The 23282-nt window shown below is 42.8% G+C and carries 33 protein-coding genes and 1 tRNA gene; 13 read left to right on the top strand and 21 right to left on the bottom strand.

Features of this window, described 5'->3' with window-relative positions:
• Positions 1–235 precede the first annotated feature (235 nt).
• From PSE7429_RS10295 to PSE7429_RS23535, 3 genes are all read left to right on the top strand, one after another.
• Positions 236–1198, top strand: coding sequence for a ParA family protein (locus PSE7429_RS10295; RefSeq protein WP_009627100.1), 963 nt, complete (start codon positions 236–238; stop codon positions 1196–1198).
• 81 nt (positions 1199–1279) lie between these two features.
• A complete protein-coding gene (locus tag PSE7429_RS10290; protein ID WP_052017686.1) occupies positions 1280–1495 on the top strand; it encodes a hypothetical protein in 216 nt (71 codons plus the stop codon).
• Between the two features lie 35 nt (positions 1496–1530).
• Entirely contained in the window at positions 1531–2268 is a 738-nt protein-coding gene (locus tag PSE7429_RS23535; protein WP_009627098.1) for a FecR domain-containing protein, read from the top strand.
• Between the two features lie 216 nt (positions 2269–2484).
• Here PSE7429_RS23535 and PSE7429_RS10280 read toward each other — a convergent pair whose 3' ends face one another.
• The 5 genes from PSE7429_RS10280 to PSE7429_RS10260 form a co-directional block, all read right to left on the bottom strand.
• Entirely contained in the window at positions 2485–2841 is a 357-nt protein-coding gene (locus PSE7429_RS10280; RefSeq protein ID WP_009627096.1) for a hypothetical protein, read from the bottom strand.
• Positions 2841–4634, bottom strand: coding sequence for a virulence-associated E family protein (locus PSE7429_RS23530; protein WP_009627095.1), 1794 nt, complete (start codon positions 4632–4634; stop codon positions 2841–2843). The genes PSE7429_RS10280 and PSE7429_RS23530 overlap by 1 nt, the downstream gene beginning before the upstream one ends.
• A gap of 2 nt (positions 4635–4636) precedes the next feature.
• On the bottom strand, positions 4637–4942 hold the full coding sequence (locus PSE7429_RS10270; RefSeq protein ID WP_040688131.1) for an HNH endonuclease: 306 nt from the start codon (positions 4940–4942) through the stop codon (positions 4637–4639).
• A 68-nt stretch (positions 4943–5010) separates the two neighbouring features.
• Positions 5011–5223, bottom strand: a complete 213-nt coding sequence (locus tag PSE7429_RS10265) for a hypothetical protein (RefSeq protein WP_009627094.1) — start codon at positions 5221–5223, stop codon at positions 5011–5013.
• Positions 5224–5431: 208 nt separating this feature from the next.
• The gene (locus tag PSE7429_RS10260; RefSeq protein ID WP_009627093.1) at positions 5432–5656 is read right to left on the bottom strand and encodes a hypothetical protein; all 225 of its coding nucleotides are present in this window, start codon (positions 5654–5656) and stop codon (positions 5432–5434) included.
• Positions 5657–5756: 100 nt separating this feature from the next.
• Here PSE7429_RS10260 and PSE7429_RS27565 point away from each other — a divergent pair, with 100 nt between their 5' ends.
• Entirely contained in the window at positions 5757–5885 is a 129-nt protein-coding gene (locus PSE7429_RS27565; protein ID WP_267878999.1) for a hypothetical protein, read from the top strand.
• Between the two features lie 166 nt (positions 5886–6051).
• Here the strand turns inward: PSE7429_RS27565 and PSE7429_RS10255 are convergent, their stop codons facing one another.
• From PSE7429_RS10255 to PSE7429_RS10240, 4 genes are all read right to left on the bottom strand, one after another.
• The gene (locus PSE7429_RS10255; protein ID WP_009627092.1) at positions 6052–6318 is read right to left on the bottom strand and encodes a hypothetical protein; all 267 of its coding nucleotides are present in this window, start codon (positions 6316–6318) and stop codon (positions 6052–6054) included.
• Positions 6319–6582, bottom strand: a complete 264-nt coding sequence (locus tag PSE7429_RS10250) for a hypothetical protein (RefSeq protein WP_009627091.1) — start codon at positions 6580–6582, stop codon at positions 6319–6321.
• Positions 6583–6704: 122 nt separating this feature from the next.
• Positions 6705–6935, bottom strand: a complete 231-nt coding sequence (locus tag PSE7429_RS10245) for a hypothetical protein (protein WP_009627090.1) — start codon at positions 6933–6935, stop codon at positions 6705–6707.
• A gap of 61 nt (positions 6936–6996) precedes the next feature.
• Positions 6997–7191 (bottom strand): hypothetical protein, encoded by a 195-nt coding sequence (locus PSE7429_RS10240; RefSeq protein ID WP_009627089.1) that lies wholly within the window; start codon positions 7189–7191, stop codon positions 6997–6999.
• Positions 7192–7308: 117 nt separating this feature from the next.
• Here PSE7429_RS10240 and PSE7429_RS10235 point away from each other — a divergent pair, with 117 nt between their 5' ends.
• From PSE7429_RS10235 to PSE7429_RS10225, 3 genes are read left to right on the top strand one after another with little or no spacing between them, the layout of a single operon-like run.
• On the top strand, positions 7309–7659 hold the full coding sequence (locus PSE7429_RS10235; protein WP_009627088.1) for a helix-turn-helix domain-containing protein: 351 nt from the start codon (positions 7309–7311) through the stop codon (positions 7657–7659).
• Between the two features lie 2 nt (positions 7660–7661).
• Positions 7662–8294, top strand: coding sequence for a CAP domain-containing protein (locus PSE7429_RS10230; protein ID WP_009627087.1), 633 nt, complete (start codon positions 7662–7664; stop codon positions 8292–8294).
• A 23-nt stretch (positions 8295–8317) separates the two neighbouring features.
• Positions 8318–8812 (top strand): hypothetical protein, encoded by a 495-nt coding sequence (locus PSE7429_RS10225; RefSeq protein ID WP_009627086.1) that lies wholly within the window; start codon positions 8318–8320, stop codon positions 8810–8812.
• 50 nt (positions 8813–8862) lie between these two features.
• Here the strand turns inward: PSE7429_RS10225 and PSE7429_RS10220 are convergent, their stop codons facing one another.
• The 8 genes from PSE7429_RS10220 to PSE7429_RS10185 form a co-directional block, all read right to left on the bottom strand.
• Positions 8863–9048 carry a hypothetical protein gene (locus PSE7429_RS10220; RefSeq protein WP_040688125.1) on the bottom strand — a complete coding sequence of 62 codons (186 nt, stop codon included), beginning with the start codon at positions 9046–9048 and terminating at the stop codon, positions 8863–8865.
• A gap of 69 nt (positions 9049–9117) precedes the next feature.
• Positions 9118–9426, bottom strand: a complete 309-nt coding sequence (locus PSE7429_RS10215) for a hypothetical protein (RefSeq protein WP_009627085.1) — start codon at positions 9424–9426, stop codon at positions 9118–9120.
• Entirely contained in the window at positions 9423–9782 is a 360-nt protein-coding gene (locus PSE7429_RS10210; RefSeq protein WP_009627084.1) for a hypothetical protein, read from the bottom strand. Before PSE7429_RS10210 ends, PSE7429_RS10215 begins: the two co-directional genes overlap by 4 nt.
• Positions 9783–10145: a hypothetical protein gene (locus tag PSE7429_RS10205; RefSeq protein ID WP_009627083.1), complete on the bottom strand. Its 363-nt coding sequence runs from the start codon at positions 10143–10145 to the stop codon at positions 9783–9785.
• A gap of 57 nt (positions 10146–10202) precedes the next feature.
• Positions 10203–10529 carry a hypothetical protein gene (locus PSE7429_RS10200; RefSeq protein ID WP_009627082.1) on the bottom strand — a complete coding sequence of 109 codons (327 nt, stop codon included), beginning with the start codon at positions 10527–10529 and terminating at the stop codon, positions 10203–10205.
• Positions 10530–10623: 94 nt separating this feature from the next.
• Entirely contained in the window at positions 10624–11511 is an 888-nt protein-coding gene (locus tag PSE7429_RS10195) for a hypothetical protein (RefSeq protein WP_009627081.1), read from the bottom strand.
• Positions 11474–13432 carry a hypothetical protein gene (locus PSE7429_RS10190; RefSeq protein ID WP_009627080.1) on the bottom strand — a complete coding sequence of 653 codons (1959 nt, stop codon included), beginning with the start codon at positions 13430–13432 and terminating at the stop codon, positions 11474–11476. Before PSE7429_RS10190 ends, PSE7429_RS10195 begins: the two co-directional genes overlap by 38 nt.
• 27 nt (positions 13433–13459) lie before the next feature.
• The gene (locus PSE7429_RS10185) at positions 13460–13765 is read right to left on the bottom strand and encodes a hypothetical protein (RefSeq protein WP_009627079.1); all 306 of its coding nucleotides are present in this window, start codon (positions 13763–13765) and stop codon (positions 13460–13462) included.
• Between the two features lie 299 nt (positions 13766–14064).
• On the opposite strand from PSE7429_RS10185, the gene PSE7429_RS10180 reads away from it, so the two are divergent.
• The 4 genes from PSE7429_RS10180 (at position 14065) to PSE7429_RS10165 (ending at position 15503) form a co-directional block, all read left to right on the top strand.
• Positions 14065–14400: a hypothetical protein gene (locus PSE7429_RS10180; RefSeq protein WP_009627078.1), complete on the top strand. Its 336-nt coding sequence runs from the start codon at positions 14065–14067 to the stop codon at positions 14398–14400.
• Positions 14401–14637: 237 nt separating this feature from the next.
• Positions 14638–14720 (top strand) — tRNA-Leu (locus PSE7429_RS10175).
• A 96-nt stretch (positions 14721–14816) separates the two neighbouring features.
• The gene (locus PSE7429_RS10170) at positions 14817–15167 is read left to right on the top strand and encodes a Spx/MgsR family RNA polymerase-binding regulatory protein (RefSeq protein ID WP_009627077.1); all 351 of its coding nucleotides are present in this window, start codon (positions 14817–14819) and stop codon (positions 15165–15167) included.
• Positions 15168–15284: 117 nt separating this feature from the next.
• Positions 15285–15503: a hypothetical protein gene (locus tag PSE7429_RS10165; protein WP_009627076.1), complete on the top strand. Its 219-nt coding sequence runs from the start codon at positions 15285–15287 to the stop codon at positions 15501–15503.
• Between the two features lie 5 nt (positions 15504–15508).
• On the opposite strand, the gene PSE7429_RS10160 is transcribed toward PSE7429_RS10165, so the two are convergent.
• Entirely contained in the window at positions 15509–15970 is a 462-nt protein-coding gene (locus tag PSE7429_RS10160; RefSeq protein WP_009627075.1) for a VOC family protein, read from the bottom strand.
• Entirely contained in the window at positions 15967–17502 is a 1536-nt protein-coding gene (gene purF / locus PSE7429_RS10155) for an amidophosphoribosyltransferase (protein ID WP_009627074.1), read from the bottom strand. The genes PSE7429_RS10160 and purF overlap by 4 nt, the downstream gene beginning before the upstream one ends.
• Before the next feature lie 339 nt (positions 17503–17841).
• Here purF and glpX point away from each other — a divergent pair, with 339 nt between their 5' ends.
• Together glpX and PSE7429_RS10145 are read left to right on the top strand one after the other, a co-directional pair.
• Positions 17842–18885, top strand: a complete 1044-nt coding sequence (gene glpX, locus PSE7429_RS10150) for a class II fructose-bisphosphatase (RefSeq protein ID WP_009627073.1) — start codon at positions 17842–17844, stop codon at positions 18883–18885.
• 250 nt (positions 18886–19135) lie between these two features.
• Positions 19136–20437, top strand: coding sequence for a glutamyl-tRNA reductase (locus PSE7429_RS10145; RefSeq protein WP_009627072.1), 1302 nt, complete (start codon positions 19136–19138; stop codon positions 20435–20437).
• Positions 20438–20578: 141 nt separating this feature from the next.
• Here PSE7429_RS10145 and PSE7429_RS10140 read toward each other — a convergent pair whose 3' ends face one another.
• The gene (locus tag PSE7429_RS10140) at positions 20579–21046 is read right to left on the bottom strand and encodes a response regulator (protein ID WP_009627071.1); all 468 of its coding nucleotides are present in this window, start codon (positions 21044–21046) and stop codon (positions 20579–20581) included.
• Complete coding sequence (locus PSE7429_RS23525; RefSeq protein WP_009627070.1) at positions 21043–23070, bottom strand: GAF domain-containing sensor histidine kinase; 2028 nt, start codon at positions 23068–23070, stop codon at positions 21043–21045. The genes PSE7429_RS10140 and PSE7429_RS23525 overlap by 4 nt, the downstream gene beginning before the upstream one ends.
• Positions 23071–23282 lie beyond the last annotated feature (212 nt).

The raw sequence follows: 23282 nt of genomic DNA, 5'->3' as shown, positions 1-23282 counted from the left end.
AAGGCTTTTACTTTTGGGCTTTTAAAATTTGCCAGCTTAACCCGAACTGACGTTAATAAAGCCGAAAATGGCGTAGCCATTTTCAGCTTTGTTATTAGTTAGGAAGGAAATAAGCGCTTTTTTACTGATAGTCAAGCAGCTCAATAGTGTATTGTTAACTAACTTAAAATGATTTAGGATAAACGACTCAGAAAGCCTCGTCTTATTCAAACTGTATTTTGTGGATATTGAAATAATGGCAAAAGTAATAGCAACAGTAAATATGAAGGGTGGAGTCGGTAAAACCACCTTAACTGTCAATATTGCCACCTGCTTGGCTAAAATTCATCGCAAAAAGGTTTTAGTCGTCGATTTAGATACACAAATCAGCGCTACCCTAAGCATGATTTCACCCGCAGAGTTTGCCAAGTGCCGCAAAGAAAATCGCACATTGCGGAGTTTGGTCAGTCAGGCGATCTCTCACTATGGCGTGCAGATTAACGATCCTGAGGAAAAGATCTACCAAATCAAAGATTTAGTAATTCCTCATGTCTGCAAAGTTCAAGGGCTCGATCTATTAGTGGGCGATATCGATCTGTACGATGAGTTTCTGGTTTCGGAAATGTTGTATAACCGATCGCTTTTATACGAAGAAAAGCAGACTTTTCAGCAGACTTGGAGCAAGTTCGAGCAGACCCTCATCAAAGGGATTCTTGCCTCGGCAATGAAAAGTTACGATTTTATCATTCTCGATTGCGCCCCAGGATACAACCTCATTACACGCAGCAGCCTTGTTGCCAGCGATTATTACCTCATGCCCGCAAGACCTGAACCTCTGTCTGTAGTGGGTATTCAACTATTAGAAAGACGGATTGAGCGACTGCGTGAAGTTTATCGAGAAGATAATTCAGTTAATATTCAACTTTTAGGTATTGTATTTAGCATGTCAGCAGGGTTTACCCTGAGTCGCTATTACCAAAAAGTGATGGATCGGGTCGCAGCAGATTTCAGTAGCGCCAAAATTTTTAAAACGAAGATTCCTAATGATGTAAATGTTGCTAAGGCTGTAGATAATTTCGTTCCTGCGTCATTAGCTAATCCCAACTCAGGTGGTGCTAAAGCTTTTGCAGAGGTTACCGTAGAGCTTTTGAAGAAGTTAGAAATTTCTCTAGGCAAAAAAGAACAAACCTCAAGATTGAGTTTGGTTGATTTAGAGTAGACATCTCGACACGAGTCTTGCATGTGGAAGTATTATCAAGAATCAAAATTTACTAAAAACTGTTTAAAAATTGTTAAAGATATGCCAGAAAAGCTAGTATCCGATCGCTCTTTATCTTCTATTCAAATAGCTAAACCTTGTCATCACTGTGAAGGTAAAGGCTATGTAGAAATGCGAGACTGCTCTGGTGAAATTCAGCGAGAGGAAACCTGCTCCTTTTGCAATGGTACTGGTAAAACTGAAAATTCTCAGCATAAAATACACTTGATTGCTAGTGATGGTCGTGGCAAGATGTAGTCTCGTTTAAGTCCACGCTTCATGTTAAATTTGCGATGAAAACTTCTTTGTTAGTAGCTTTTTTAGCGATCGCTCTCATCGGCTGTGAACCTCAACCCGTTTCGACTCCACCTACAGTAATGAGTGCGGCTCCGAAGCCCATCAAGTCAGAAAAAGCGATCGCCAAGATAGCATCGATCGAAGAAAAACCTGTATTTGTACTTTCCAGCCATAGCAATCAGCCCGATGAAGTCAATGCCAAACGGGATATGGAACTGTACGTAGATGACAAAATACGTACCCACGGTAGAGGTAAAACTCAAGTTGAATTTAATAATGGGGTAGGATTTCGGATTGGTGGTGATGCAGTTTTGCAAATTCAACCCCAAAATCGTCTCTATCTAACATCAGGGAAAATGATTACTTGGGTCAAACCAGGCTTAAAAGTGCCGACAGAAATCACTACAGCATTTGGAACCGCTGCGATTCGAGGGACGACTGCCTATGTAGAAATACCGAAAGACATTAATCAAGGTGTGAGATTTTTTTCTTGGGAAGGGACAGTAGTAGTTAAGTTACCCAATCAGTCTAAAGAGATTGTTTTACTAACGGGGGAAGAAATTATTGTGAAACCCAATTCTTCCACACCACCTGTAGTTCATCGTTTAGATCTCAAAGAATGGAAAGAAATTTCTAAAACAGGAATTTTGTTACGCAGCTTTAAAACTCCCATACCAACCCAAAGTATCATCGACCGAATTGTCCCAGGACAAGCAAGTCTCGACCAACTATAACCAAAGAGAAGAATGGGACAGCGCTTTGCGCTGTCCCATTCTTCTCTTTGGTTTTTTAGAACTCCAAAACCTATAGCGCACGCTATAGGCAAGGCTTTTATTATTGCTGATATGTACTAAAGCTTACTAAATTAGCTAGCTTACGTAAATAATCATTATCGTAAACAGACTGCGTTACAGGCTTACGATATCTAGCCTGTAGTAAATTCGTAACCATCATCGATCTGGGTCTAGTCCCAGTATCTGGTCAATGTTTACTTCCCTTGCCAGTGCCTTTGATGCATTTTGTGGGTAAACGATGTAATTATTGCTGTCAATACGTTTCAGGATTCTGTATCTAGTTGGTGAGCTTGCCCCTTCAAATAATACGAGTACTTTTTCTCGCGCTTCGTATTGATAACGAGTGATCAGTTTTGGTTTTTCTGGTGCTAATAATGGCGGTTTGTCGTCAGCTTGCGTAAATGTCGGCTTGCTTTCGTAAGCATCAAGATTACTAAGTTCTGAAGCTGTTGTCAGGAGTGCATCCGAGAGGTTTTTAAATAAGATTGCGGCAATTTTAGTAAGCTCGCTCATTAGACACGCTCCAACTGTCTGATAGTAAATCTTTGTGAAACCCATCCATCACCAGCAACGACAAATATTTTTTCATCGCCATTGAGATCGATGTGAAAAACCTCTCCGATTTTTCCGTTCAAGAAACCGTAATTAACGCGAACGCGATCGCCAATTTCCAAAACTCCTGAGCGAGACGATTTAGGTGTCACCAGTGTCACTGACTCATCTGTATTACTTACACTGTCTTGATTTGAAGGCAGTGCTACCTCTTCAGAGGAAAGTGTCCCCAACTCAGACTCATATTGTTTATGTAGTGAAACTTGATGAGGTGTCCCTGAGGTGTCCCTGCAGGTGTCCCTGTGCTCTATCTCTTTTTCTGTTTTATTTTCAATAGAATTAGTGACACTAGTGACACCAGAAACCCAGAAATTTGTCCCGTTAGATTTTTTCTTCACCCATCCAAGCGATCGCAAAACATCGGTAACTCGCATTTGAGAAAATTTATCCTGCTTCGCCAAAGGAATATCTAATAGCCTTTGCAAAATTTCGGCGGTGGTGGTGATATTTCTGGTGAGGCAATGATTAGCGATCGCTTCGTACCATGGTTCCTCTTTTTGATATTCCTTGTTCAATTCTTGGCGAAGCATTTCCTCTTGGGTATTGAGAAACCATGCCTCTTTGTTCAAGTAGCATTGCACTGCGGCTCCCCAAATTGCCTCACGGTTTTCTTTCAGCTTTCGTAGGTCAATCTTTTTGGCAACTGGTACTACCCAGAATCGCCTGCTACCTGTTGAGTCGTTGAGAAAGTCGTCGCGGTTAGTGCTTCCAACGATTACGCAGTGCCTGGGATAAGTTTCAATGTTTTTCCCCCAAGGTCTGCGGTAACTATCATGAGTGCTGGTCAGAAATGCCTTGATCGAGCTTGAGTCTCTTTGGGAGAAAATTCGCTCCAGCTCTCCCCACTCTAAAATCCAATGTGCCGAAAGTCTCATCTTTTCGTTCTGATCGGTGACGTTGGAGCCAAGTCCATCATCAAAAAAGTCCCCAGCCAGAATTTTGAAGAATGAAGATTTACCTACACCCTGCCCCCCTTGCAAAATTAGAGTTGTGTCTACCTTGCATCCTGGTCTCATGGCGCGGGCAACGGCTGAAATCAAGGTCTTTTTTACCATTACGTCATAGATTACCTCGGTTGTGCCGAGGTAAGTGCTGGCGATCGTGTCTAGAATTTCGGTTGATTTGTGGGTTTCATTGCATTTATCTAGATAAGTCTTGAGTGGGTTGTATTCATTTGCTACAGCCATTTTCGCCACACAGTCAATTACAAAATCTTTGCTGGAGCAAATACCATACTTGAGTAGGTCCAAGTATAGGTAGTCAGGTGTGAGTTTTTCACCGTCTAGTTCGACTTCCTTTGACATCGTATTCAGCCTGAGTCGATGTCGCCACATCTTCTCAAGTCGATTATGTATCGCTGTTTTTGCTGTTATCTCTTTGTCTGATGAGTAGCTTTCGATCTGAGAAAGTCTTAGTGTGCCGTCGCCATCAGTCTCAAATCTTTCCCACTCTTTTACCCGCTTGCTTTTGCTCTCAAGTGTGCCGTCGCAATATGGAGAATAATTTTTAAATCCCCATTCGTACCACTCGTAAAAAAGTTCATCACCACAGGGCTTGAGGCAACTACCAACTTCAATAAAAAAATCAAAGTTGTGACAAAGTTTTGGCGGTAATTTTGCCAGAATTTCTAAGGCTCTTTTGCTTTTGTCTGCCTTGTCTAGGATTTCTAGTGTGCTTAGATCTGTATGTTTCATAGCTAAATTAGTGAAAGTTGTCCTGTACGAAGCCCGAATTTTTTATCTTGGGCATGTTGCCGACGATGGCACACGCTGCAAAGTGCGATTAGATTTTGGCGATCGCAGTTTGGTGGATTGTGATCAATGTGGTGAACGGTCAAAGTAAATAGCGCCCATTCACGGCGATCGCGTTTGTATTCTTCAAATACTTGGTGTGGTTCCAAGCATTTCTTCTTGCATTTCTCACAAGTCCAATTGGCTTCCTGCTTGATTTTGAAGGCTATTTCTTCCCAGTCCTTTGGGTATAGCTTGCGGTTCATTGGCATGATTTTTCATCGATGAAAGACAAAAATAGCGATCGCCACTTCACTGGGTAAATTTGCGATCGCGTGAATTAGTTGGCGACGTAGTCTTCTTGAAGAAACTTGAGTACTTTCTCTTCTAGGCAGCTTTCAAAAATTTTCCGAGTCCCGTAAGTTTGAGTCGGATCGTCAACCAGTACGAGGTAATAGCCAAGGATGTAATAAATTTGCAGTTCGCTATGCTCAGATAGAAAGCTCTCAATCTGTGAAATTGTTCGGCGAAATTCTTGTTCTGTGTCAATCATTTTTTTTGATTCGGTAAGGCGATCGCAATTTCACTGGGTAAATTTGCGATCACTTGGTTGAAAAAGAAGTGTCGAAACCATCTCCCGTCTTTGGCTACTAAACTGAATTAGGGCGATATAGGGGTTATAAGCCGAAGCTTGGAGAAACTTTTTTCATGCCCTGCGGCACTGATCGCAATTTCACTGGGTAAATTTGCGATCGCGTTGGTTAAAAGTTCAGGTTGATCGGCGGAACTGTCGATAGGTATTCAGCGTTTACACAAATCGTTTCGAGATGTCCTTGTTTCCGACTAGATTTGTCAAAAACTTCTACATAGGCGATTTGATACGTCGGGTTCTCTGTTAGGTAACCCGTAAATTCTCCGCACTTGTACTGTTTGAAGTGAGGATCGGTTATGTAAACGGTTTGTCTGTGCTTAAGTTGAAGTGTCATCGTTTTTACAGGCTGTATTTCCCATTGCTATAGGTGATCTGAAATCCTTTTTTTCTAGCCCTGTCTACAACGTTTTTCACTACAGAGCGAAAGCTCAGGCATGGCTCTAATTCGCTCTTGGTTTTCGCTCCTGCGCGAAGCGATTGAATTAATTTTTCTACTTCTGTCATGGTTCTCTGGTATTTGTAGAGCGATCGCAATTTCACTCGGTAAATTTGCGATCGCGTGAATTGGTTAAAAAGGGATGCAATTGACGCTGATTCGTAGCCGCCCTAGGCAGATATAAGCGTCGGGATATCCTCTGTTAAAGGAAAAGGCGTGAAAATCAATTCCCCACTCTCTCGGCATGATTGGACTGTATTGGATGCAATAGTCTCCGAAGAAAATCAAGATTCTCATGCTGCAATCTCCGCCTGTTCGTAGCGATTGATGAATGCGATCGCTCTTTCCCAATACTCTCGATCGAGTTTGCCCGATCCGATTTCTTGGATGATGCCTGCTTCCAGTGCGATCGCGCAAAGCGCTGCATCTTTGATTGATTCAACTCTTACGAATTCTTTCGGGTCGGCAATGCCATCGGTGAGCTGTTTAGAGGCTACTCGGTAGTAGCTGAGATGATAGTCAATTGCCATGATTTGATGGGCGTAACCTACTGTTGCCATTTACTTCGCGACCTCCATGAGTTTGAGTTCGATGCGATCGCAAAGCGCTTTGATTAACGAAATCTTTTGAGCGATTGATAGTGAGTCGCAATCATTTAAGATTTTTGGGTCGATCGCGTTCCGATCTTCGTCTCCTTGATACTCGTTGTATACGTCGTCAGCCGTGATTGACATTAGTACAGCCGCTTCTTTGTGATTCAGGGAATCAATTCCCTGTTCGGTCTCTGGACTAAATTGCAAGCTGTAGTAGCCAAGTGGTTTCATAGTTTTTGACATGGTGGGTTAGATGGGTATTGGTGGCGACCGTCTTGGCAGTCGCGTGGGTCTTGGCTGTAGCCTTGGTAATGTCCTAATAGGATTAGGGTGGTGAGCAAAAGTGCTTTCATTTATCCTTCGATAGTGGTTTGTTGGACTTTTACGAAATAGCCCCGTTGGTTGAGGGTGCGGAGTTCTAGGGCGAGTTGCCTGCGGAATTTTCGCTCGTCGGGTTCGGTGAAATGTCCTGTTGCTCTTAGGTCTGAGGTCGTGTAGGTATATCTGCCTCGCGAAACCCAGATTGTCGCGGTAGGATAGTACTTGCCGATCGCTTCGTCCAACTGTCGTTCGGTTGCTTGCATGTCATTACTCCTAGTGGTGTTTGCAAAAAAAAAGAGAAGAGATTGATTGCCTAGCGCCTAACTAGTAATCGATCTCTTCTTCTTTTTTAGTGAACAATTCTTCAAGCTTCGACAAGAAATGTCGATTAGAAAAGCAATGGCGAAGCGCCGCGTCAACAATGACGTTAGGGCGTTTGCGGTGCTTTGCGGCTATTTGTCGCAACTGAAGATCGACATCTTCATCAATACGAGCCTGTAATGCAACTTTGTTTGACATGTGAATATTCAAGATTGAATTTACACTTTCAATAATTACATGAGTGCGTTCAATAATGCAAGCATTTATTCAATGAATTAATGTAATCTTGAATGTAAGCATTTATCTATTGGCGCTATGACACTAGAAGAGCGTGAAAAGCTAGCAGAGTTAATAAAGCAAAAACGAGGCTCAATGAGTAAGTCTGCTTTTGCTAGGCTTCTTGGTGTAACCCATACTGCCGTCACTGGCTGGGAAAACTGTCTATCTGAGCCTGATCATCACAATCTTCTAGCAATTTCGAGAGTCTTAGGAATGAGCCTAGATAATCTGCATGACTGCCTCAAAGGCAATAAAGCTTCTGCTTCGGAGTTTGATAGCTTAGTCGGTAAAATCAAGTCAATGCGTATGAGCTTGAATCAAATTGCTGTCATAGATCACGTTGTCTCTGAGAAACTATTGGCGATCGCTGAGAGTGCAGGTAGGTAAGATTGGCAATTCCCAAAGAGCGTATTGGTCTGTTTATCCTTGGCGGCGCAATCCTTTTAGCTGCTATCTCCAGTAACAAGCAGTTAGACCGGAAATCATTGGACTATCTCCCTGAAGCAACAGGAGTTGTCATATTTAGTTCCGAAGATGAGTCTAAGAAGGCTATCCAAGAAATCAACAGCATTAGAAAAGCTTACGGCAAGCCCCCAATCAACTACAGTTCAAAGGCTTATAACCTTGCCGTTGCTAGAGCGAAGGACATGAATGAGTATCGTTATTACGATCACACCAATCCTAAGACTAAAACTTGTGCTGACACTATGAAGTTCGACTATGGTTTTACAAGTAGTGATTATTTGGCAGAAAATATTAATACTTACGTTAATACAGGTGGTGGTGCAGCACTCTCTGTGCAAACAATGAGTGATTCAATCAAGGGTTGGATGAATAGCAGGGGACATAGATACAACTTGCTTTTTGATATGCACGTCGCTGGTGCTGTTGGATGTGACGGAAACAAGTGTGTTTTTCTTGGTTTGAATGCCGAGAAATTTGGCGAAGGATGCCATACAGCTAAGGAAGGAAACGAATATTGGGATACAGCCAAGCCTCAATCTGGTGAGATAGTTCGATAAACAAAAGTGCAGGTTAGGCAACCATGACAGCAATGTACATATCGTTGGTTATTTTCTCTATTGGACTGTGGTGGGCTATTAAGTACAACCAAAATAAGCAAAGAACAGTCAATCCACCGAAGCCCAAATATCCAACGATTGAAGACATCAGGCGTAAATACCCAAAACGGTTATCACAAGAGGAGTTACGGAGACAGGCAACAGCAAAAAACGACGCTGATGCCAAGCGTAGACAGGAAATTATTGATCGGAATGCTAGGGAAGCGCGATCGGCAAAGGAGGCATTGCGAGACAGACAAGAGGATCATCAACGCAAAGTAGATGCGATGAGAGCTGAAAAGGCAGCCAAGCGCGATATATCAGTCAAAAGCTTTAGGACATTACTTAAGATGGTCAACGGTCAAGATGCCGTTGCACGCAGATTGATCGAAGGAAACTTGAAACTATTCCCAGATAAATCACCTGACTGGGCATGTGATAAGGCAATTGCAGACCTAGAACGAGATAGACGGATTTAATTTTGCTACCCTCACCAATGAGGACACCAACAAGAAAGGCGATCGCTAATTTAGCGATCGCCTTTCTTGTTGGTAATGTAGTTTTGCGCCCATGAGATCAGTTGCTCATCACTTGGCTTTGGACTACTGAATCTTGCCTGTATAGCCAATATCTCATTGTGTTCTCGCAATGAGATACGTCCCTTGCCTAAAAGGTAAACCCGTCTCTCTAGAAGTTTCTTCTTAGTTTTTCTCATCCTGAAATTATAAAAGGCGATCGCTAAATTAGCGATCGCCTTTATTGTTGACGAGGCGCGAAGCGCCGCCTATCTCTCGCAAGTATTACGAATCAAGGATTTGATATCCTTAAGCGCCTCGGACATATACTCAAACTTCGTGTTGATAGTCTCCTTAAGTGCCTCTTGATTTGCCCTTGACGCATTCATTTTCTGCTCAAGTGACTCATTATTTGCCAAATTCACTTGATGTATAGCATCCAATCGCGTGTAAATCTGTTGATCGGTTGATTCTAGGTCGTCAAGTCGCTCGTCGAACCTGCCTAGCTTTTCCTCAATAATGTCACGCTCAGATCGAGCGATAAACCTGCGAATTGCGCCAAATAATTTGTCAATCATAGTGACCCCGTATAGCCAAAAATCGATATTGTCGCCTGCGTAAAGTACTTCGGAAAAGCAACCCTTAACCTATAACTGCCAAAGTCCTGCAACTGCCATAACAGCGAAACATTTAGCTTCATATACAGGCTGTCCAAATCAGTATCAACACCACCAGCATCAATAACCTGTGTAGCTCGACCTGCATAAGTCCAAGTATCTTTTGCCGTCGAGCTGGTAACTCTAACCCTCAGAAGGCGATCGGATAGGGTATCTGTATCAAACACAGGGATAGGTAGTCCAAGCCCCCGAATGTAATCACTCGTAAAGCTTTGGACGTACCTAAGCGACCAATTACTGGGATTAGACAAATCCATCTATCTAGGTACTCGTCGCAATCCTTCTGAAGCAGAGGTACAGACAACGCCGTCAATTGTCAGTCCGTCGGCGGCATGAATCGCCGCACTGATCGCAGTCTGACCTGCGGTAGGAATAACTAGATCACGAGATTTCTTACCATCTTTCGACTTAGCTTTTAAGCGCCGAAAGCTACCAGATTCAAGCAATGCGGGAATAGGTGTAACCACGCCAGCGGTTTTCGTGAAGTCAGCTTCAGCCGCAGTAAAGCCGCTACTGGCAACTTCAGCCACGTTTTGATAAGCCTGCAAATTTCCCCGAACAATGAAATCAACAGACGTAGTACCAGTCCCAAGAGTAAGCAGAACAAAACTTGTAGCCATTTTTTAATCCTAATAAATTTTCAAATTGACGATAGATTCACTCTAAGCGTGGCCAAATTACTGAAGTTTTGAGAAAGTGCGAATCGAAACAGACTTAATTACCTTCGAGTTGAAGCTCTTGTCAACTAATGCATTTTGGTTTGCTAGTTTGTCAGCACTAATCAGACATCTGCCACGCTTGCCACCCGCCAGTCCAAGTGTCAACTGGAAAATAATGCCATTCTGCAAAAGCTCCTTATGGCTTGCTACATAAGTACCTGTCACAAAATCTGCCGATGTTGTGGTTTCAAACCCTAGGTCACTAGCGATCTCTGAATATGAATCAGGCAGTTTAAGGAAAAATTCCTTCGAGCCAACTGTACCCTTATAAGTTTTAAGCGCCATAGTTTTTCTCAATCAATGTGAGCCAAGCATACCAACAGTTTCCAGCTTTTATATACAGTGCTTAGCCCTAGGACTCTATACAGTCACAAGTGATCTACTGTGTATTAAACGGGACGTTATTAGCAATAATCCTGTCCTCAATACCAGCTTGTTTATACTCAGCCTTCCAAAAATACACAGTCCCCCACCTGCCCCGAAAAGGCAGGGTTACAACTTCGCCGAATATCTCAGCCGTTGGCGGTGTCTCTGGGCGATTGACATCACCAACGCCCACATATTGCTCGTCATAGGTGTAGTCTTGGATGCTTAAAACTTTCGTAACTAGATCTGTAAACACGTCTTTATCGGTATCAATAGCAAGCCTATATCCTTTCTCTAAATCTCGATAGGTATAAGTTTTTTCTCTTGAAACTAACCAAGACACACTACCAAATGTGTCTAATACTTTCTCCCTAATTTGATTTAGATCGTCTCTAGTCTGTGGAATTTTATCCCCAAGCAATCTGAAGCTAATTTCCTTGACCAATTTAGTGCTTCTGATTGGCAGATCGTCTGGGTTGACTTCAATCTCTCTAAACTTCAGGCAAATCTGTGGCTTAAACCTAACCTTTTCCCCAAACTGCTCTATAGGCACTCCGTAAACTTTAGCCAAGTCACTCAAATCAAGACCTTTAACACGGGTAAAAAGTCTATCTTTCGCAAGGATAGCAACGCCGCCATCATCCTCACTCATCAACATTGTTTCCGCAAAATATTCCTTCTGAGATTGCAGAGCCAAACTGTCATCATTTTGTTTGTCAAAATAAGCATTCACCTCAAAATTGTGAAGCTTCACAAAAGCCTCTTGCCAAGTAACTGTAGTCTTCTCAATTACAGCTTGAGCATTGATGATCGCCACGTCATCAGCATCAATATTATCGACAGGCGATGGTAGGTCAATCGTCTCATCGGAAGGGATTAGAGTTGGGTCGTCGGTTGGCATTTATTTTGATTTGTTTAACGTCTAAAATTGTATAAATCGAACGCTTCTTAGCCTTAGTAGAAATCTGAGTATATAGGTTCTTTCTTACCATGCTATCAGCATTCGCAAGCTGTGCAAGTTTCCCAAATTCAGTAGTGATTTTCTGAACATTTCGAGTCACTGTGAGAACTTCCTTAGTGACATTTGTTAAGTTCTTAATAGAACTTCCAACGCTGCCTACAGTGCTGGTTAACTCATCAGCAGTCTCGCTATCAATCGGATCGTTCGCCGCTTTCGTTGCTGCAACTTTTGGATAACTATTCTTAGAAATCAATCCATTTACCAGCATCGCATTAGCAAGATTTCCCACCTGTATACCAGTCTGTTGATTGATTTTCCCATTCTTATTAAGTAAGTTTTCTGTTCTATTCACTCCGTTAGTTACAGAGCGAATAATCCTGTTTGACACTGCCCATCCGTTACTCAAATTTGTATAGTTTTCTACTCCAATAATGTTAATAAAGAATGCTTCAATATTCTGCCCAAAAACTCTTGATGCAGTGGTAGCGCTCCCATTCGATGCAACAAATCTCAGCGGAGTAAATTGAATCGCAGCATCCACAAGACCCGCCGCAGTTCTACCTAAATCAGCCGAAAGCATTAGAGCATTATGGATATTTAAAGCAGTGTTAACTACTCCCATCGCTCTATCTACAAACTGATTATCGAGTACTCCTAAAATCTTTTCAAAATTACTTGTAGCCGCAGTTATGAACGTGCTTAAGCCAGTATTTACAGCCGAAAGAGCAGTATTTAAAGCCCCTGTTTTTTCGTTAACGTTTTGATTGATCGGATCTTTGATTCTGCCCTCAAAACCTTGGGTACATGAGGGAGTATTCAACGTCTCGCATACGTTCGCTTTCTGTACAGAGGGTTTTGTCTGCTCGTTTATTTGGTCGTTTAGACCTTTTATGTAAGCGATACCCGCGCCTAAAACTGTAATGCCAGCAAGGATACTAAGAATATTTGCCCTGATGTCATCATCGGGGTTTGATGGCTTTTGATCGGGTGGTTTATCCGTTGGCTTCTCTAGTGGTGGCGTAGGCTCTTTGATTGGCGATCGCGCTGGAGGATCTTGTATAGGCGATCCGACTGGAGGACTTAAAGGCGGCGATTTAGGGTCTTTTGGTGGCAATAAATCACTAGGTGCTTTATTAGAAAATGGTGCAACAGGAGCAAATCCACCTACACCAGCATCCCCAAAAGTAGAGGATGGTGTAGGTGGTAATAATTTTTTACCCCTTTCTTCTGGTGTCTCTCCGTTTGTTCCTGTATACCCGCCTATATTTTCTTTTTTTACTGGATTGGGATTGGGTAGATCCCCGTAGCTGTCGGGCGAGCCGTCAACCGTTTCTATATAGTCGATTTTGGCGGTAAACAACGGATTAGTTACAAGGTTATATCGATAGGTTGTTCCGCTTGTTTTGCTAACAATGTTTACACCAGCATTTGGTGATGTTGTTTTTGTCTCCAAACCGTTTATCTTGCCAGAGATGCTCGCTGACCCAGAAAGCCAGTAAGACCCATCGGGAAAGAATACCGAGTAGTGGACGCGATATGCTGCACCGTCACCTTGTCCCCCTGTAAATGGTAAAGAGTAGGGATCTTGACTTGTTTTTGTAGCCGCCGCACCTGTATTAAAATTCTGCACTGCTATCGACTCATTGGCTTCACCAGCCGGCCCCGCAAAGCCGAAAAATGCACCAAAAAAAGCGGCTACAGGCAGCAGTAAACTAGCCGCGCTACTTGCTATTACACCTAAAGGGCTTGCAGCAGGTGGAGCTACATAAGGCGGTGGAGTATTCAACGGCACAGTCGGGGGACGGTTAAGCATCCCCTGACCGCTTGGTTGCAATGTGTTGTACTTGTATTGATAAGCCATTGTCCCCGCCTTGCTTCTCTGTGTAAATTATTTAAGAGCCGTTGGAATAGGTGCACTATTTAGCGCTGCAACCGTTTTCCAAGCTGGTAGAGACAATCCCACTGTCGTCGGATCTTCCTTAAACACACACACACATTGAACATTTTGAGTGTTGTCGCTATCAACACCATTGCCAAACTGCACTCTATTCTCAGCAGGATTACCAGCGACTCTTACAAATTTTTCTGTAGGATTATTTACCCGTAAAACCTCTGTACCCCAAGCAACTACTTGCTCTACGGTCGTACAAGCGCGATCGCCTGTGGGTAAATCTGATGTGCTAAAAGCTGTCATAAAACAAGTCCCATAACTAGATTGATTGTCTAATTATAGGGCTTATATAGAGTCTAAGAATCTCAATTATGCGTACTAAATCGCCAAATTACGCTAACAGACTAGCTTCTAGGTGTCTAGATGTAACCATTATCGTAAGCTAAGAGATTTTAAATGAATTAGTAAGCTTAAGCCGATCTCGAAACATAGGTTGCATCTTTTCCCCCACATTGAAAGGTTAAATTTTTACTGTTGCTTTGCGTAGCTAGTAAAACCTATGATGAAATCTATATGAACTCTAAAATGAGGGTAAATTTTCTATGACTACTATCCGTGAAGTAACAGGCGATCCTAACGAATTTTGGAGCGAGTTAAGCTGGTCAGATTTGACCAGTGCTGAGCAAAATCTCTGGGCTCAATTAGGTTGGAACGAAGAAAATTGGGAGGAAGAAGTAGATTTTCCTGAGTGGGATGACCTTTCTAGTGAAGATCAAAAACTTTGGGGTATCTTGGGTTGGACGCAATCTAGTTGGGAAGGAGAGGACGATATTCCTGAATCAGCCGAAAAACTATGGGAAGACCTCAGTAGTGAAGAAAAAGCTGCTGCTACTGAACTTGGATATACCCAAGATAAATGGGACGACGAAGAAATCTAGACTGAGATAAACAAGTAATACCAATTCACTGAAGTGTTGTCTCACTTCAGTGAATTACAAAACAAACCCAGTAAGGTTATACCAATTCCAAAAATGGCAACGTCATTTTTGGAATTGGTATAACCTAAGAAACATAGTCAGGGCTTGGCTTTGAGCTTGTTTCTTAGGGTGTCCACATAATTTTCAAAAATTAGATCGCAAATCTACCCATTCCACGTTATAATAACAAAGCCTTTCGGGGGTGTGGCGGAATGGTAGACGCTACGGACTTAAAATCCGTTGACCGTAAGGTCGTAAGGGTTCAAGTCCCTTCACCCCCATTTCAGTTTAACAAGGGAGGAGTGCTTTGCACTCCTCCCTTGTTTTTGTGATATCGCTACAATAGCGAAGTAACTAGTCATAATTTGAGTAAATCTATGTCGATTCAAGTTTATGGTATTCCTAATTGCGGTACATGCAAAAAGGCGATCGCTTGGTTAGAAGGTCAAGGTATTGCCTATGTATTTATCAATACCAAAGACTATCCTCCCACTCGGACCACGATCGCTGAATGGGTAAATGCCTTAGGTGAAAGATCGATGCGAAACACCTCAGGGCAATCCTATCGATCGCTTGGTGCTGAAAAAGAAACTTGGTCGCATATTCAATGGATTGAAGCCTATGCTAAAGATTCGATGTTGTTGAAGCGTCCTTTATTTGTGAAAGATGGCAAAGCGATCGCGATCGGCTTTAGAAATCCTGAGGAAATCAAACAGAAACTAGTCTAAGTAACAGAGAGGACTTTTCTGATCCCATTCCTCTCTCATTCCTCAGAGTGATAGAAATCATGAGACAACTTAAAGTATATTGATAATATAGTTAACTGTCTAAGAGGTTAATCTCCTATGAATCAACGATTAAAGCGATGGGAATCCCCGCGCAAAGAAGGTAGAAATGATAAAGGCAAAGGCGGCTCTGCTCGTCAACGTCAAAAACAAAAACAATTCCGAATGCTCCGCAAAAAATTAAAGGAAGGAATCAATCCACAAACAAAAAGAGATGGCGCTAACGCCATCTCTTTTTGTTTGCAACTCCAAAAGTTAGTGCAAAGTACTAACTTTTAATTTTTTTAATGCGTAACAACAGGAACCTGTTGGGCAAAGTTGGCATCGCCAACCTCGTGAAAATCAGTCTCACCAAAAATTGCCGTTTCAAACTTGTAATGCTTGAATTCTAGGATATTGCCAGAATTATCCGCCAAAAAAAAAGTTCGATGCTCTAAAGGAGTATCCACAAAGCGAACTTTCGGTTTCTGATAAAACTTCAGACGCTTATCATGGACTTTTTCTAACAAAGCCATCCAATTATTTTCCGAATAAAACACTAATCCAAAATGGCGCGGATAAATACCACGCTGAGACTCAAGGTTCTCATGAGTAACATGGGCAACCAGCTGGTGACCGTACAAACTCATGATCAGCGAGTCACTTGACTCGCGTCCTGCCAGACAACCCAACCCATCAATATAAAAAGCTTTAGTGCTTGGAATATCTTTGACTGGAAATGCGAGATGAAAGAGGATCTTGGTCATGTTGCCGTATTTTCTAGCATAAGTTTGGTGCGCTTGAGCTTATCAGGAACTGCAATGGGATATTTTCCTGTAAAACAAGCCGTGCAAAAATGCGTGGTATCAATTTGTGTCGCTTTTAACATTGCATCATGACTGAGATACGCAAGCGTATCTACCTCAATCTGTTTGGCGATCGCCTCAACAGAGTTATGTGAAGCGATCAAATGGTCTTGCGAGTCCGTATCAATACCATAAAAGCAAGGATGAGTGACGGGAGGAGAAGAAATACGCATATGTACTTCAGTCGCCCCAGCCTCACGTAATGCTCTTACTATTTTACGACTCGTCGTTCCTCTTACGATCGAATCATCGATCACAATTATCCGTTTATTCTTCAAAACATCCTTAAGGGTGTTCAGCTTCATTCTGATGCCAGATTCGCGCATCGCCTGAGTTGGTTGAATAAACGTACGCCCTACATATCGATTTTTAATCAAACCTTCTGCGTAAGGAATCCCTGACTCACGGGAAAAACCGATCGCCGCAGGAATACCAGAATCAGGTACACCAATGACAATATCAGCATCAACTAAATTCTCTTTAGCCAGTTGAGCGCCAATTCTCATTCTGTAAGTGTAGAGACTTTCATCATGCATAACGCTATCGGGTCGTGCAAAATAAATCATTTCAAAAACACAGAGTTTTGGTTTTGATTCTTCCCATTGTAGAGATTGGATCCCATTTTCCATCGTGATGATAACTAATTCTCCAGGGAGAACCTCACGCACATACTCTGCACCAATAATATCTAGCCCACAGGTCTCTGAAGATAACACATAGGAACCTTCAGCCGTCTTGCCAATCACGAGGGGGCGGATCCCATAGGCATCGCGAGCACCTGCGATCGCATTAGGCATCGCCATCACCAAACTAAATGCACCGTGACAGCGATTTAATGCGGTTTCGATCGCCGCTTGCCAAGTTTTACCATCAGCGACTGCTTCAGAAACCGCAAAAGCAATTCCTTCTGAGTCCGTAGTGGATGCAAGGTCATGACCTTGTGCCGATAGCTCGCCACGCAACTCAGTAGCATTTACCAAGTTGCCGTTATGGGCTAATGCAAAATCTCCCAATCGAGTATTCACAATAATTGGCTGAGCATTACAGACCTTACTGGAGCCAGTAGTTGAATAGCGATTATGACCAATTGCCAAAGATCCTTTCAGTTCTGACAAGATTGATTCATTAAAAATCTGAGCAACAAGCCCCATCGCTTTATGGGTATGGGTATTGCCAAGAGCGTCATATACAGTGATACCTGCGGACTCTTGACCACGATGTTGCAATGCATATAGTCCAAAATATACGAGCTTAGCAACATCCCCCTGCGATGCTAGTACTCCAAAAACGCCGCAAGCCTCTTGGGGCTTGTCAGTTTCAATATCATCATCACTATCAGCCTCTAGATCATCAGCATCAAGATCTCTAGGATTTATAAGGTCTTTAGGCATCTCATCAACAAAAACAGAGTGGTCAGAATAGTCTGGCAACATAGCAGTTATACGCAATACATTTAGGTTGGGTAGAAGAGAAAAGCCCACCACTAGATCGTACCAGTGTTAAGCATTTCTTAACCAATATCAACCCAGAAAAGCGGGTGAGATAATTTCAATATCTCTTTGCTTTCTAATTGCAAGTAAAATTATTAAAATTTAATATAACTCATTTAGTCTTCTTATAGGTTTGTGGACGGTCTGCCCTGTAAACTTAATTACGAGGTTGTGTAGTACGGCACAACTAGACTTAATTTTGTTTTCTGATTCTGGAAAATTTCTAGAACATAACAAAAGCTTAATAGTTGCAAAATTTAGATAAATTAAGGATTCCTACGCATGGATAATACAATCAGCCTTGAGATTATTGAGGTCGTCGAACAAGCGGCGATCGCATCTTCTCGGTGGATGGGCTTGGGCAAAAAAGACGAAGCCGATGAAGCAGCCGTTGAAGCAATGCGCGAACGCATGAATAAAATTCACATGCGTGGACGTATCGTTATCGGCGAAGGCGAACGCGACGAAGCACCCATGCTCTATATCGGTGAAGAAGTTGGTATTTGTACACAGCCAAATGCAGCTGAATTCTGCACCCTTGAAGAATTACAAGAAATTGACATCGCTGTCGATCCTTGCGAAGGGACAAACCTCGTTGCCTACGGTCAAAACGGCTCGATGGCTGTTTTAGCGATATCTGAGCGTGGCGGCTTGTTCCAAGCACCCGACTTCTATATGGACAAACTAGCTGCGCCTCCTGCGGCAAAGGGGCACGTAGATATCCGCAAAACACCTACCGAAAATCTGAAGATCCTTTCAGAATGTCTTAATCGTTCGATCGAAGAATTAGTCGTTGTGGTGATGGATCGCCCTCGTCATAAAGGTTTGATTTCGGAAATCCGTGCCGCTGGCGCTCGTGTCCGTCTGATCAGCGATGGTGACGTATCTGCGGCTATTTGCTGCGGTTTTGCTGGCACAAATATCCATGCATTGATGGGCATCGGTGCGGCTCCTGAAGGTGTTATTTCTGCTGCGGCCATGCGTTGCTTGGGTGGTCATTTCCAAGGTCGTCTCGTTTACGATCCAGCTGAAGTTAATACTCCTGAGAGCGCCAAGTGGACTCGTGAAGGCAACTTGGCTCGTCTTAAGGAAATGGGTATCGAAGATGGCGATAAGGTCTATGATGCTCACGAATTGGCTTGTGGCAAAGATGTATTATTTGCTGGCTGTGGTATTACTCCAGGCACTTTGATGGAAGGTGTTCGTTTCTTTGGTGGCGGTTGCCGTACTCAGTCTTTGGTCATCTCTACCCAATCGAGGACTGCTCGTTTTGTTGACACCATTCACTTGACTGGTGAAAGCCCCAAAACTATTAACTTACGTTAGTCTCGGGGATGTCTTTATAGACAAGTTTGCTCAGATAAACGAAAGAACGAAAGATTAAATACAAGGGCAATTATATATACAAGGGGCTTAAGCCCCTTGTTTTTTCTGGGTTTTTTCTGGTTAGAATCTATCCATACGTTAAGTATTTTGAAGCAGTAATAAGTACCTACTACAGTGGTAGCTATCTCCTGATAAGCTCTTCCCATAAGATAATTATTTCTAGTCCTAAATTAAGAAACGCATTTACGATATGAATATTGCAGTTGTTGGCTTGAGTCATAAAACGGCGACTGTGGAAGTAAGGGAAAAGTTGAGCATTCCCGAAGATCGCATGGAAGCAGCGATCGCTCAACTGATGAGCTATCCGAATATTGAAGAAGCTGCAATTTTGAGTACCTGTAACCGCTTAGAGTTATATGTGGTTACTAGTGAAGCCGAAGGTGGTATTCGCGAAATCATGCAGTTTCTGGCGGAATTTAGCCAGTTACCTCTACAGTTCCTCCGTCGCTATCTGTTTATTCTGCTCCGTCAAGATGCGGTAACTCACCTAATGCGGGTTGCTTCAGGCTTAGACAGTCTCGTGCTTGGTGAAGGACAAATTCTCGCTCAGGTGAAAAACACCCATCGTCTTGCCCAACAGCATAACGGCGCAGGTCGCATTCTCAACCAACTTTTTAAACAGGCGCTGTCTGCTGGTAAAAGAGTTCGTACCGAGACAGAAATTGGTACGGGTGCAGTATCGATTAGTTCGGCGGCTGTCGAGTTAGCTCAGATTAAGCTACAAAATTTGTCCGATAAACACACCACGATTATTGGTGCTGGCAAAATGTCACGCCTATTGGTCAAACATTTGATCTCGAAAGGAGCGCAAAAAATTGCCATTGTCAATCGATCACGCGATCGCGCGGCGGCGATGCTCAAGGAATTTGAAGCCAGTGAGGCTCAGTTTGACATTCGTCCCCTCGATCAAATGCTAGATTGCGTCGCGATTTCCGATCTGGTATTTACTAGTACCGCATCGACAGAAGTAATTCTCAGTCGCAAAAATCTTGAAGCGATCGCGGTCAATCATACAGGGCTGACCCTCGTAGATATTTCTGTGCCTCGCAATATTAGTTCTGATGTAAACGAGTTGCCCAATACTAGGGCTTATAACGTAGACGACCTTCAAGCGGTGGTAGCCGAAAATCAAGAGAGTCGTCGGCAGATGGCGATGCAAGCAGAGATCCTGTTAGAAGGTTGTGTTGCCGAGTTTGATATGTGGTGGCGATCGCTCGAAACCGTTCCGACGATCAGCAAGCTGCGTCAGAAAATGGAAATTATCCGCGAGCAGGAGATGGAAAAAGCTCTGTCTCGCCTTGGCAATGACTTTGCTGATAAGCATCAAGATGTAATCGAGAGCATGACTCGCGGCATTATCAATAAAATTTTGCACGATCCGATGGTTCAGTTACGCGCCCAGCAGGACATTGAGACGCGCCGTCGAGCAATGCAAATGTTACAGGTACTTTTCGATCTAGATTCGCCATCTAGTCAATTGAAAGAAGGTTAAAAATAAAAAACAATAAAAAAGTCGCCAGCTGGCGACTTTTTTATTGTTTTTTATAAACCCCAAAGATGGCGGCGCTTCCGCCGCCATCTTTGGGGTTTATATCCTAGTAAACTTGGCGATAGCTATAGAAAGAGAGATTTTTTAGAAATTGGGAGAGCGATTAATTAAAACCCAATAAAATCCTAACTGTTCGACAGATTTATAAAATTGTTCGCAATCAACGGGTTTAACGATATAACTATTGACCCCCAGTTTATAGCTTTCGATGACATCGCTCTCATGGGAAGAAGAAGTTAATACTACAATCGGAATCGTTTGCGTACGCGGATCCGATTTAATCTGTTGCAAAACCTCTAATCCACTAATTTTGGGTAGCTTTAGATCTAACAAAATCATTTTCGGATGGTCATTTATTTGTCGAGAGGTATACTTACCTCGACAAAAGACAAAATCCAGTGCTTCCGCACCATCCTGTAGGAGTTTAATTTGATTGCTGATTCTGCCACGACGCAAAGCACGGATTGCTAATTCTGCGTCAGCAGGATTGTCTTCAACTAGCAAAATGAAAACACTTTGATCGGTATATTGATCGGGAAGTAGGTCTATCATTGATTGATATATCGATCGGGGATCGTAAAATAAAAAGAAGCACCTTGCGCGATCGCTGCTTCTGCCCAAATACTACCACCATGTCTTTGAATAATTCTCTGGACGATCGCCAGTCCAATACCCGTACCCTCAAAATCCTGTTCGAGATGCATCCTCTGGAATACACCAAATAACTTATCGGCATATTGCATATCAAACCCAGCGCCATTATCGCGAATGAAATATATACCGCAATCGGTACCAAATTGATAACCAATTTCGATCCGAGCCTTCTCCGTTTTGCCCGTGTATTTGATGGCATTAGAAATCAAATTAGTCCACACTTGCGTTAACAATGAGAAATCAGCCTCGCAGTCGGGCAGATCGGCAATGACTAATTCAATGGATCGTTCTTGAATTATTGCCTCAAAATCCGCTAATACTTTTTGAATCAGACTGTTAACAGCGATCGCACGGCGGGAGAGAGTTTTTCGGCTCAATCGCGATAGATTTAATAGATCGTCAATTAATTCACCCATGCGTTTGGCGTTGTCGCGCACAATTTTTAGGTAGCGACTACCTTCACTATCTAAGACGTTTTGGTAGTCCTCTTGTAAAATCCGCGAAAACCCATCGATCGCTCTCAGCGGTGCGCGGAGATCGTGGGAGACTGAATAACAAAAAGATTCTAATTCCTTATTCGCCGCCTCTAGTTGGACTGTCCGTTGTTTCACCCGCGCTTCAAGGAATTGATTGATTTGAGATAGAGACTCATTAGCCGCCTTCCGCTGTAGCTCAGCCGTTGCCCTTGCTGCAAAAACTCTGAGAATATTTTTAATCTGGTCGATACTGGGTAGCGGTTTAGTATCGAGAATACAAAGATTACCGATCGCATTACCATGAGAGTCTTTCAGTGAAATGCCGATATAACTATCGGCTTGCATGTCAACCAGATCCCTATCTTCAGGAAAAAACTGCTGTAACGAGCCATTACAACAGAACTCGCCATTTTTTAAGGTCAACTCACAGGGAGTATTTAAAAAAAAATAAGTCATGGGGGGGTGGAAATCATCGTTCGCCCAGAACGCCAATGTCCGAAATTGACAATCGTCCACCAACTCAGCCACCGAAGCATACTTCACATTTAAGGCTGTTGCCATATGCTTTACGAGCGCGATAAAGAAATCTTCCCCAGTAACTGCCGCCGTCCCAGCCACTAGATTTTGCAAAGTCATTTCCGATCGTTTAAGGGCAGCTTCTCGTTCTTGCGCTTCCGTAATATCACGCATAAGCGTTGATATATATTCCAATTCGTCGTGGGGTGTGGAGATGCCGAGAATATCTGTGGAAGCTTGGATAATGGCAACTAAGCGATCGCATTCTTTTTCCGCGAGTTTGAGATCGGCAATCTCCGCTTGTAAAGCCCTATTGAGCTCTGACTGCTGCTGGATCAATCGAGACTTTACCAGTGAAATAGCCGCTTGTGTAGAGAGTAAATTGAGCATTTCAACCCGCTGCGGGGTAAAGGCATCGGTGATGAGATTATTTTCTAGAATTACAATAGCGGTAATATTGCCCTGATTTAGTAAAGGCATACATATTAAAGACTTTGGCTGACATTGCCTCATCCAAGGATCATTTTGAAAATCTTCGGTTTGGGGCGCATTATTCAAGATGATAGTTTCTTGGGTGCGTGCTACATAATTAACTATAGAAATAGGAATTGATTGCACCAAAGCCCGTTCTGAGTCAATCGTCCTTATGGCTTCGATCTGCCATCGATTATCTGAAGCGTTGGATGAATCGGGCAATAATAAATATCCTGTTTGCGCTCCTGAAATCTCAACTAAAATATCGATCAATTTTGCATGGAGATCGTGGAGGTCTATCTCGCTAGCGATCGCTTGAGAAGCTCTGAGGACAGTCTCTAGGTCGAGAGCTTTGACATTACTTAAATTGGAGCTTAAACTTTGCAACCTTGGCTGGGCTGCCCGAACGATTGGTTGATTTTCCGAACTTTCCGTAATGTCCTGTTTCCCTAGCATAATCATTCCCATTAATTATTGAACGAGATTCTCAACTAGATTTCTCAATAGATTTTTCAATAGATTTTTCAAAAAATCAGTTAGCTCAGATTTTCCTATGATATATACCAAAACACAAAATGGCTATGCCATTTTGTGTTTTAAGAACTCTTACTGGATTTAATTTTTAAAAATACAAAAACTTAAAAACTGCGGCGCACGCGCAGCGTGCG

The organism is Pseudanabaena biceps PCC 7429, from assembly GCF_000332215.1.
Lineage (GTDB): Bacteria > Cyanobacteriota > Cyanobacteriia > Pseudanabaenales > Pseudanabaenaceae > Pseudanabaena > Pseudanabaena biceps.
Note: the sequence above shows the minus strand (reverse complement) of the source record. Positions and strands in the feature narration are given on the sequence as shown.

Bases quoted from the DNA above. Each gene is read 5' to 3' on its own strand.
- PSE7429_RS10295 (WP_009627100.1), top strand. From the start codon at position 236: ATGGCAAAAGTAATAGCAACAGTAAATATGAAGGGTGGAGTCGGTAAA.
- PSE7429_RS10290 (WP_052017686.1), top strand. From the start codon at position 1,280: ATGCCAGAAAAGCTAGTATCCGATCGCTCTTTATCTTCTATTCAAATA.
- PSE7429_RS23535 (WP_009627098.1), top strand. From the start codon at position 1,531: ATGAAAACTTCTTTGTTAGTAGCTTTTTTAGCGATCGCTCTCATCGGC.
- PSE7429_RS10280 (WP_009627096.1), bottom strand. From the start codon at position 2,841: ATGAGCGAGCTTACTAAAATTGCCGCAATCTTATTTAAAAACCTCTCG.
- PSE7429_RS23530 (WP_009627095.1), bottom strand. From the start codon at position 4,634: ATGAAACATACAGATCTAAGCACACTAGAAATCCTAGACAAGGCAGAC.
- PSE7429_RS10270 (WP_040688131.1), bottom strand. From the start codon at position 4,942: ATGCCAATGAACCGCAAGCTATACCCAAAGGACTGGGAAGAAATAGCC.
- PSE7429_RS10265 (WP_009627094.1), bottom strand. From the start codon at position 5,223: ATGATTGACACAGAACAAGAATTTCGCCGAACAATTTCACAGATTGAG.
- PSE7429_RS10260 (WP_009627093.1), bottom strand. From the start codon at position 5,656: ATGACACTTCAACTTAAGCACAGACAAACCGTTTACATAACCGATCCT.
- PSE7429_RS27565 (WP_267878999.1), top strand. From the start codon at position 5,757: ATGGCTCTAATTCGCTCTTGGTTTTCGCTCCTGCGCGAAGCGATTGAA.
- PSE7429_RS10255 (WP_009627092.1), bottom strand. From the start codon at position 6,318: ATGGCAACAGTAGGTTACGCCCATCAAATCATGGCAATTGACTATCAT.
- PSE7429_RS10250 (WP_009627091.1), bottom strand. From the start codon at position 6,582: ATGAAACCACTTGGCTACTACAGCTTGCAATTTAGTCCAGAGACCGAA.
- PSE7429_RS10245 (WP_009627090.1), bottom strand. From the start codon at position 6,935: ATGCAAGCAACCGAACGACAGTTGGACGAAGCGATCGGCAAGTACTAT.
- PSE7429_RS10240 (WP_009627089.1), bottom strand. From the start codon at position 7,191: ATGTCAAACAAAGTTGCATTACAGGCTCGTATTGATGAAGATGTCGAT.
- PSE7429_RS10235 (WP_009627088.1), top strand. From the start codon at position 7,309: ATGACACTAGAAGAGCGTGAAAAGCTAGCAGAGTTAATAAAGCAAAAA.
- PSE7429_RS10225 (WP_009627086.1), top strand. From the start codon at position 8,318: ATGACAGCAATGTACATATCGTTGGTTATTTTCTCTATTGGACTGTGG.
- PSE7429_RS10220 (WP_040688125.1), bottom strand. From the start codon at position 9,048: ATGAGAAAAACTAAGAAGAAACTTCTAGAGAGACGGGTTTACCTTTTA.
- PSE7429_RS10215 (WP_009627085.1), bottom strand. From the start codon at position 9,426: ATGATTGACAAATTATTTGGCGCAATTCGCAGGTTTATCGCTCGATCT.
- PSE7429_RS10210 (WP_009627084.1), bottom strand. From the start codon at position 9,782: ATGGATTTGTCTAATCCCAGTAATTGGTCGCTTAGGTACGTCCAAAGC.
- PSE7429_RS10205 (WP_009627083.1), bottom strand. From the start codon at position 10,145: ATGGCTACAAGTTTTGTTCTGCTTACTCTTGGGACTGGTACTACGTCT.
- PSE7429_RS10200 (WP_009627082.1), bottom strand. From the start codon at position 10,529: ATGGCGCTTAAAACTTATAAGGGTACAGTTGGCTCGAAGGAATTTTTC.
- PSE7429_RS10195 (WP_009627081.1), bottom strand. From the start codon at position 11,511: ATGCCAACCGACGACCCAACTCTAATCCCTTCCGATGAGACGATTGAC.
- PSE7429_RS10190 (WP_009627080.1), bottom strand. From the start codon at position 13,432: ATGGCTTATCAATACAAGTACAACACATTGCAACCAAGCGGTCAGGGG.
- PSE7429_RS10185 (WP_009627079.1), bottom strand. From the start codon at position 13,765: ATGACAGCTTTTAGCACATCAGATTTACCCACAGGCGATCGCGCTTGT.
- PSE7429_RS10180 (WP_009627078.1), top strand. From the start codon at position 14,065: ATGACTACTATCCGTGAAGTAACAGGCGATCCTAACGAATTTTGGAGC.
- PSE7429_RS10170 (WP_009627077.1), top strand. From the start codon at position 14,817: ATGTCGATTCAAGTTTATGGTATTCCTAATTGCGGTACATGCAAAAAG.
- PSE7429_RS10165 (WP_009627076.1), top strand. From the start codon at position 15,285: ATGAATCAACGATTAAAGCGATGGGAATCCCCGCGCAAAGAAGGTAGA.
- PSE7429_RS10160 (WP_009627075.1), bottom strand. From the start codon at position 15,970: ATGACCAAGATCCTCTTTCATCTCGCATTTCCAGTCAAAGATATTCCA.
- purF (WP_009627074.1), bottom strand. From the start codon at position 17,502: ATGTTGCCAGACTATTCTGACCACTCTGTTTTTGTTGATGAGATGCCT.
- glpX (WP_009627073.1), top strand. From the start codon at position 17,842: ATGGATAATACAATCAGCCTTGAGATTATTGAGGTCGTCGAACAAGCG.
- PSE7429_RS10145 (WP_009627072.1), top strand. From the start codon at position 19,136: ATGAATATTGCAGTTGTTGGCTTGAGTCATAAAACGGCGACTGTGGAA.
- PSE7429_RS10140 (WP_009627071.1), bottom strand. From the start codon at position 21,046: ATGATAGACCTACTTCCCGATCAATATACCGATCAAAGTGTTTTCATT.
- PSE7429_RS23525 (WP_009627070.1), bottom strand. From the start codon at position 23,070: ATGCTAGGGAAACAGGACATTACGGAAAGTTCGGAAAATCAACCAATC.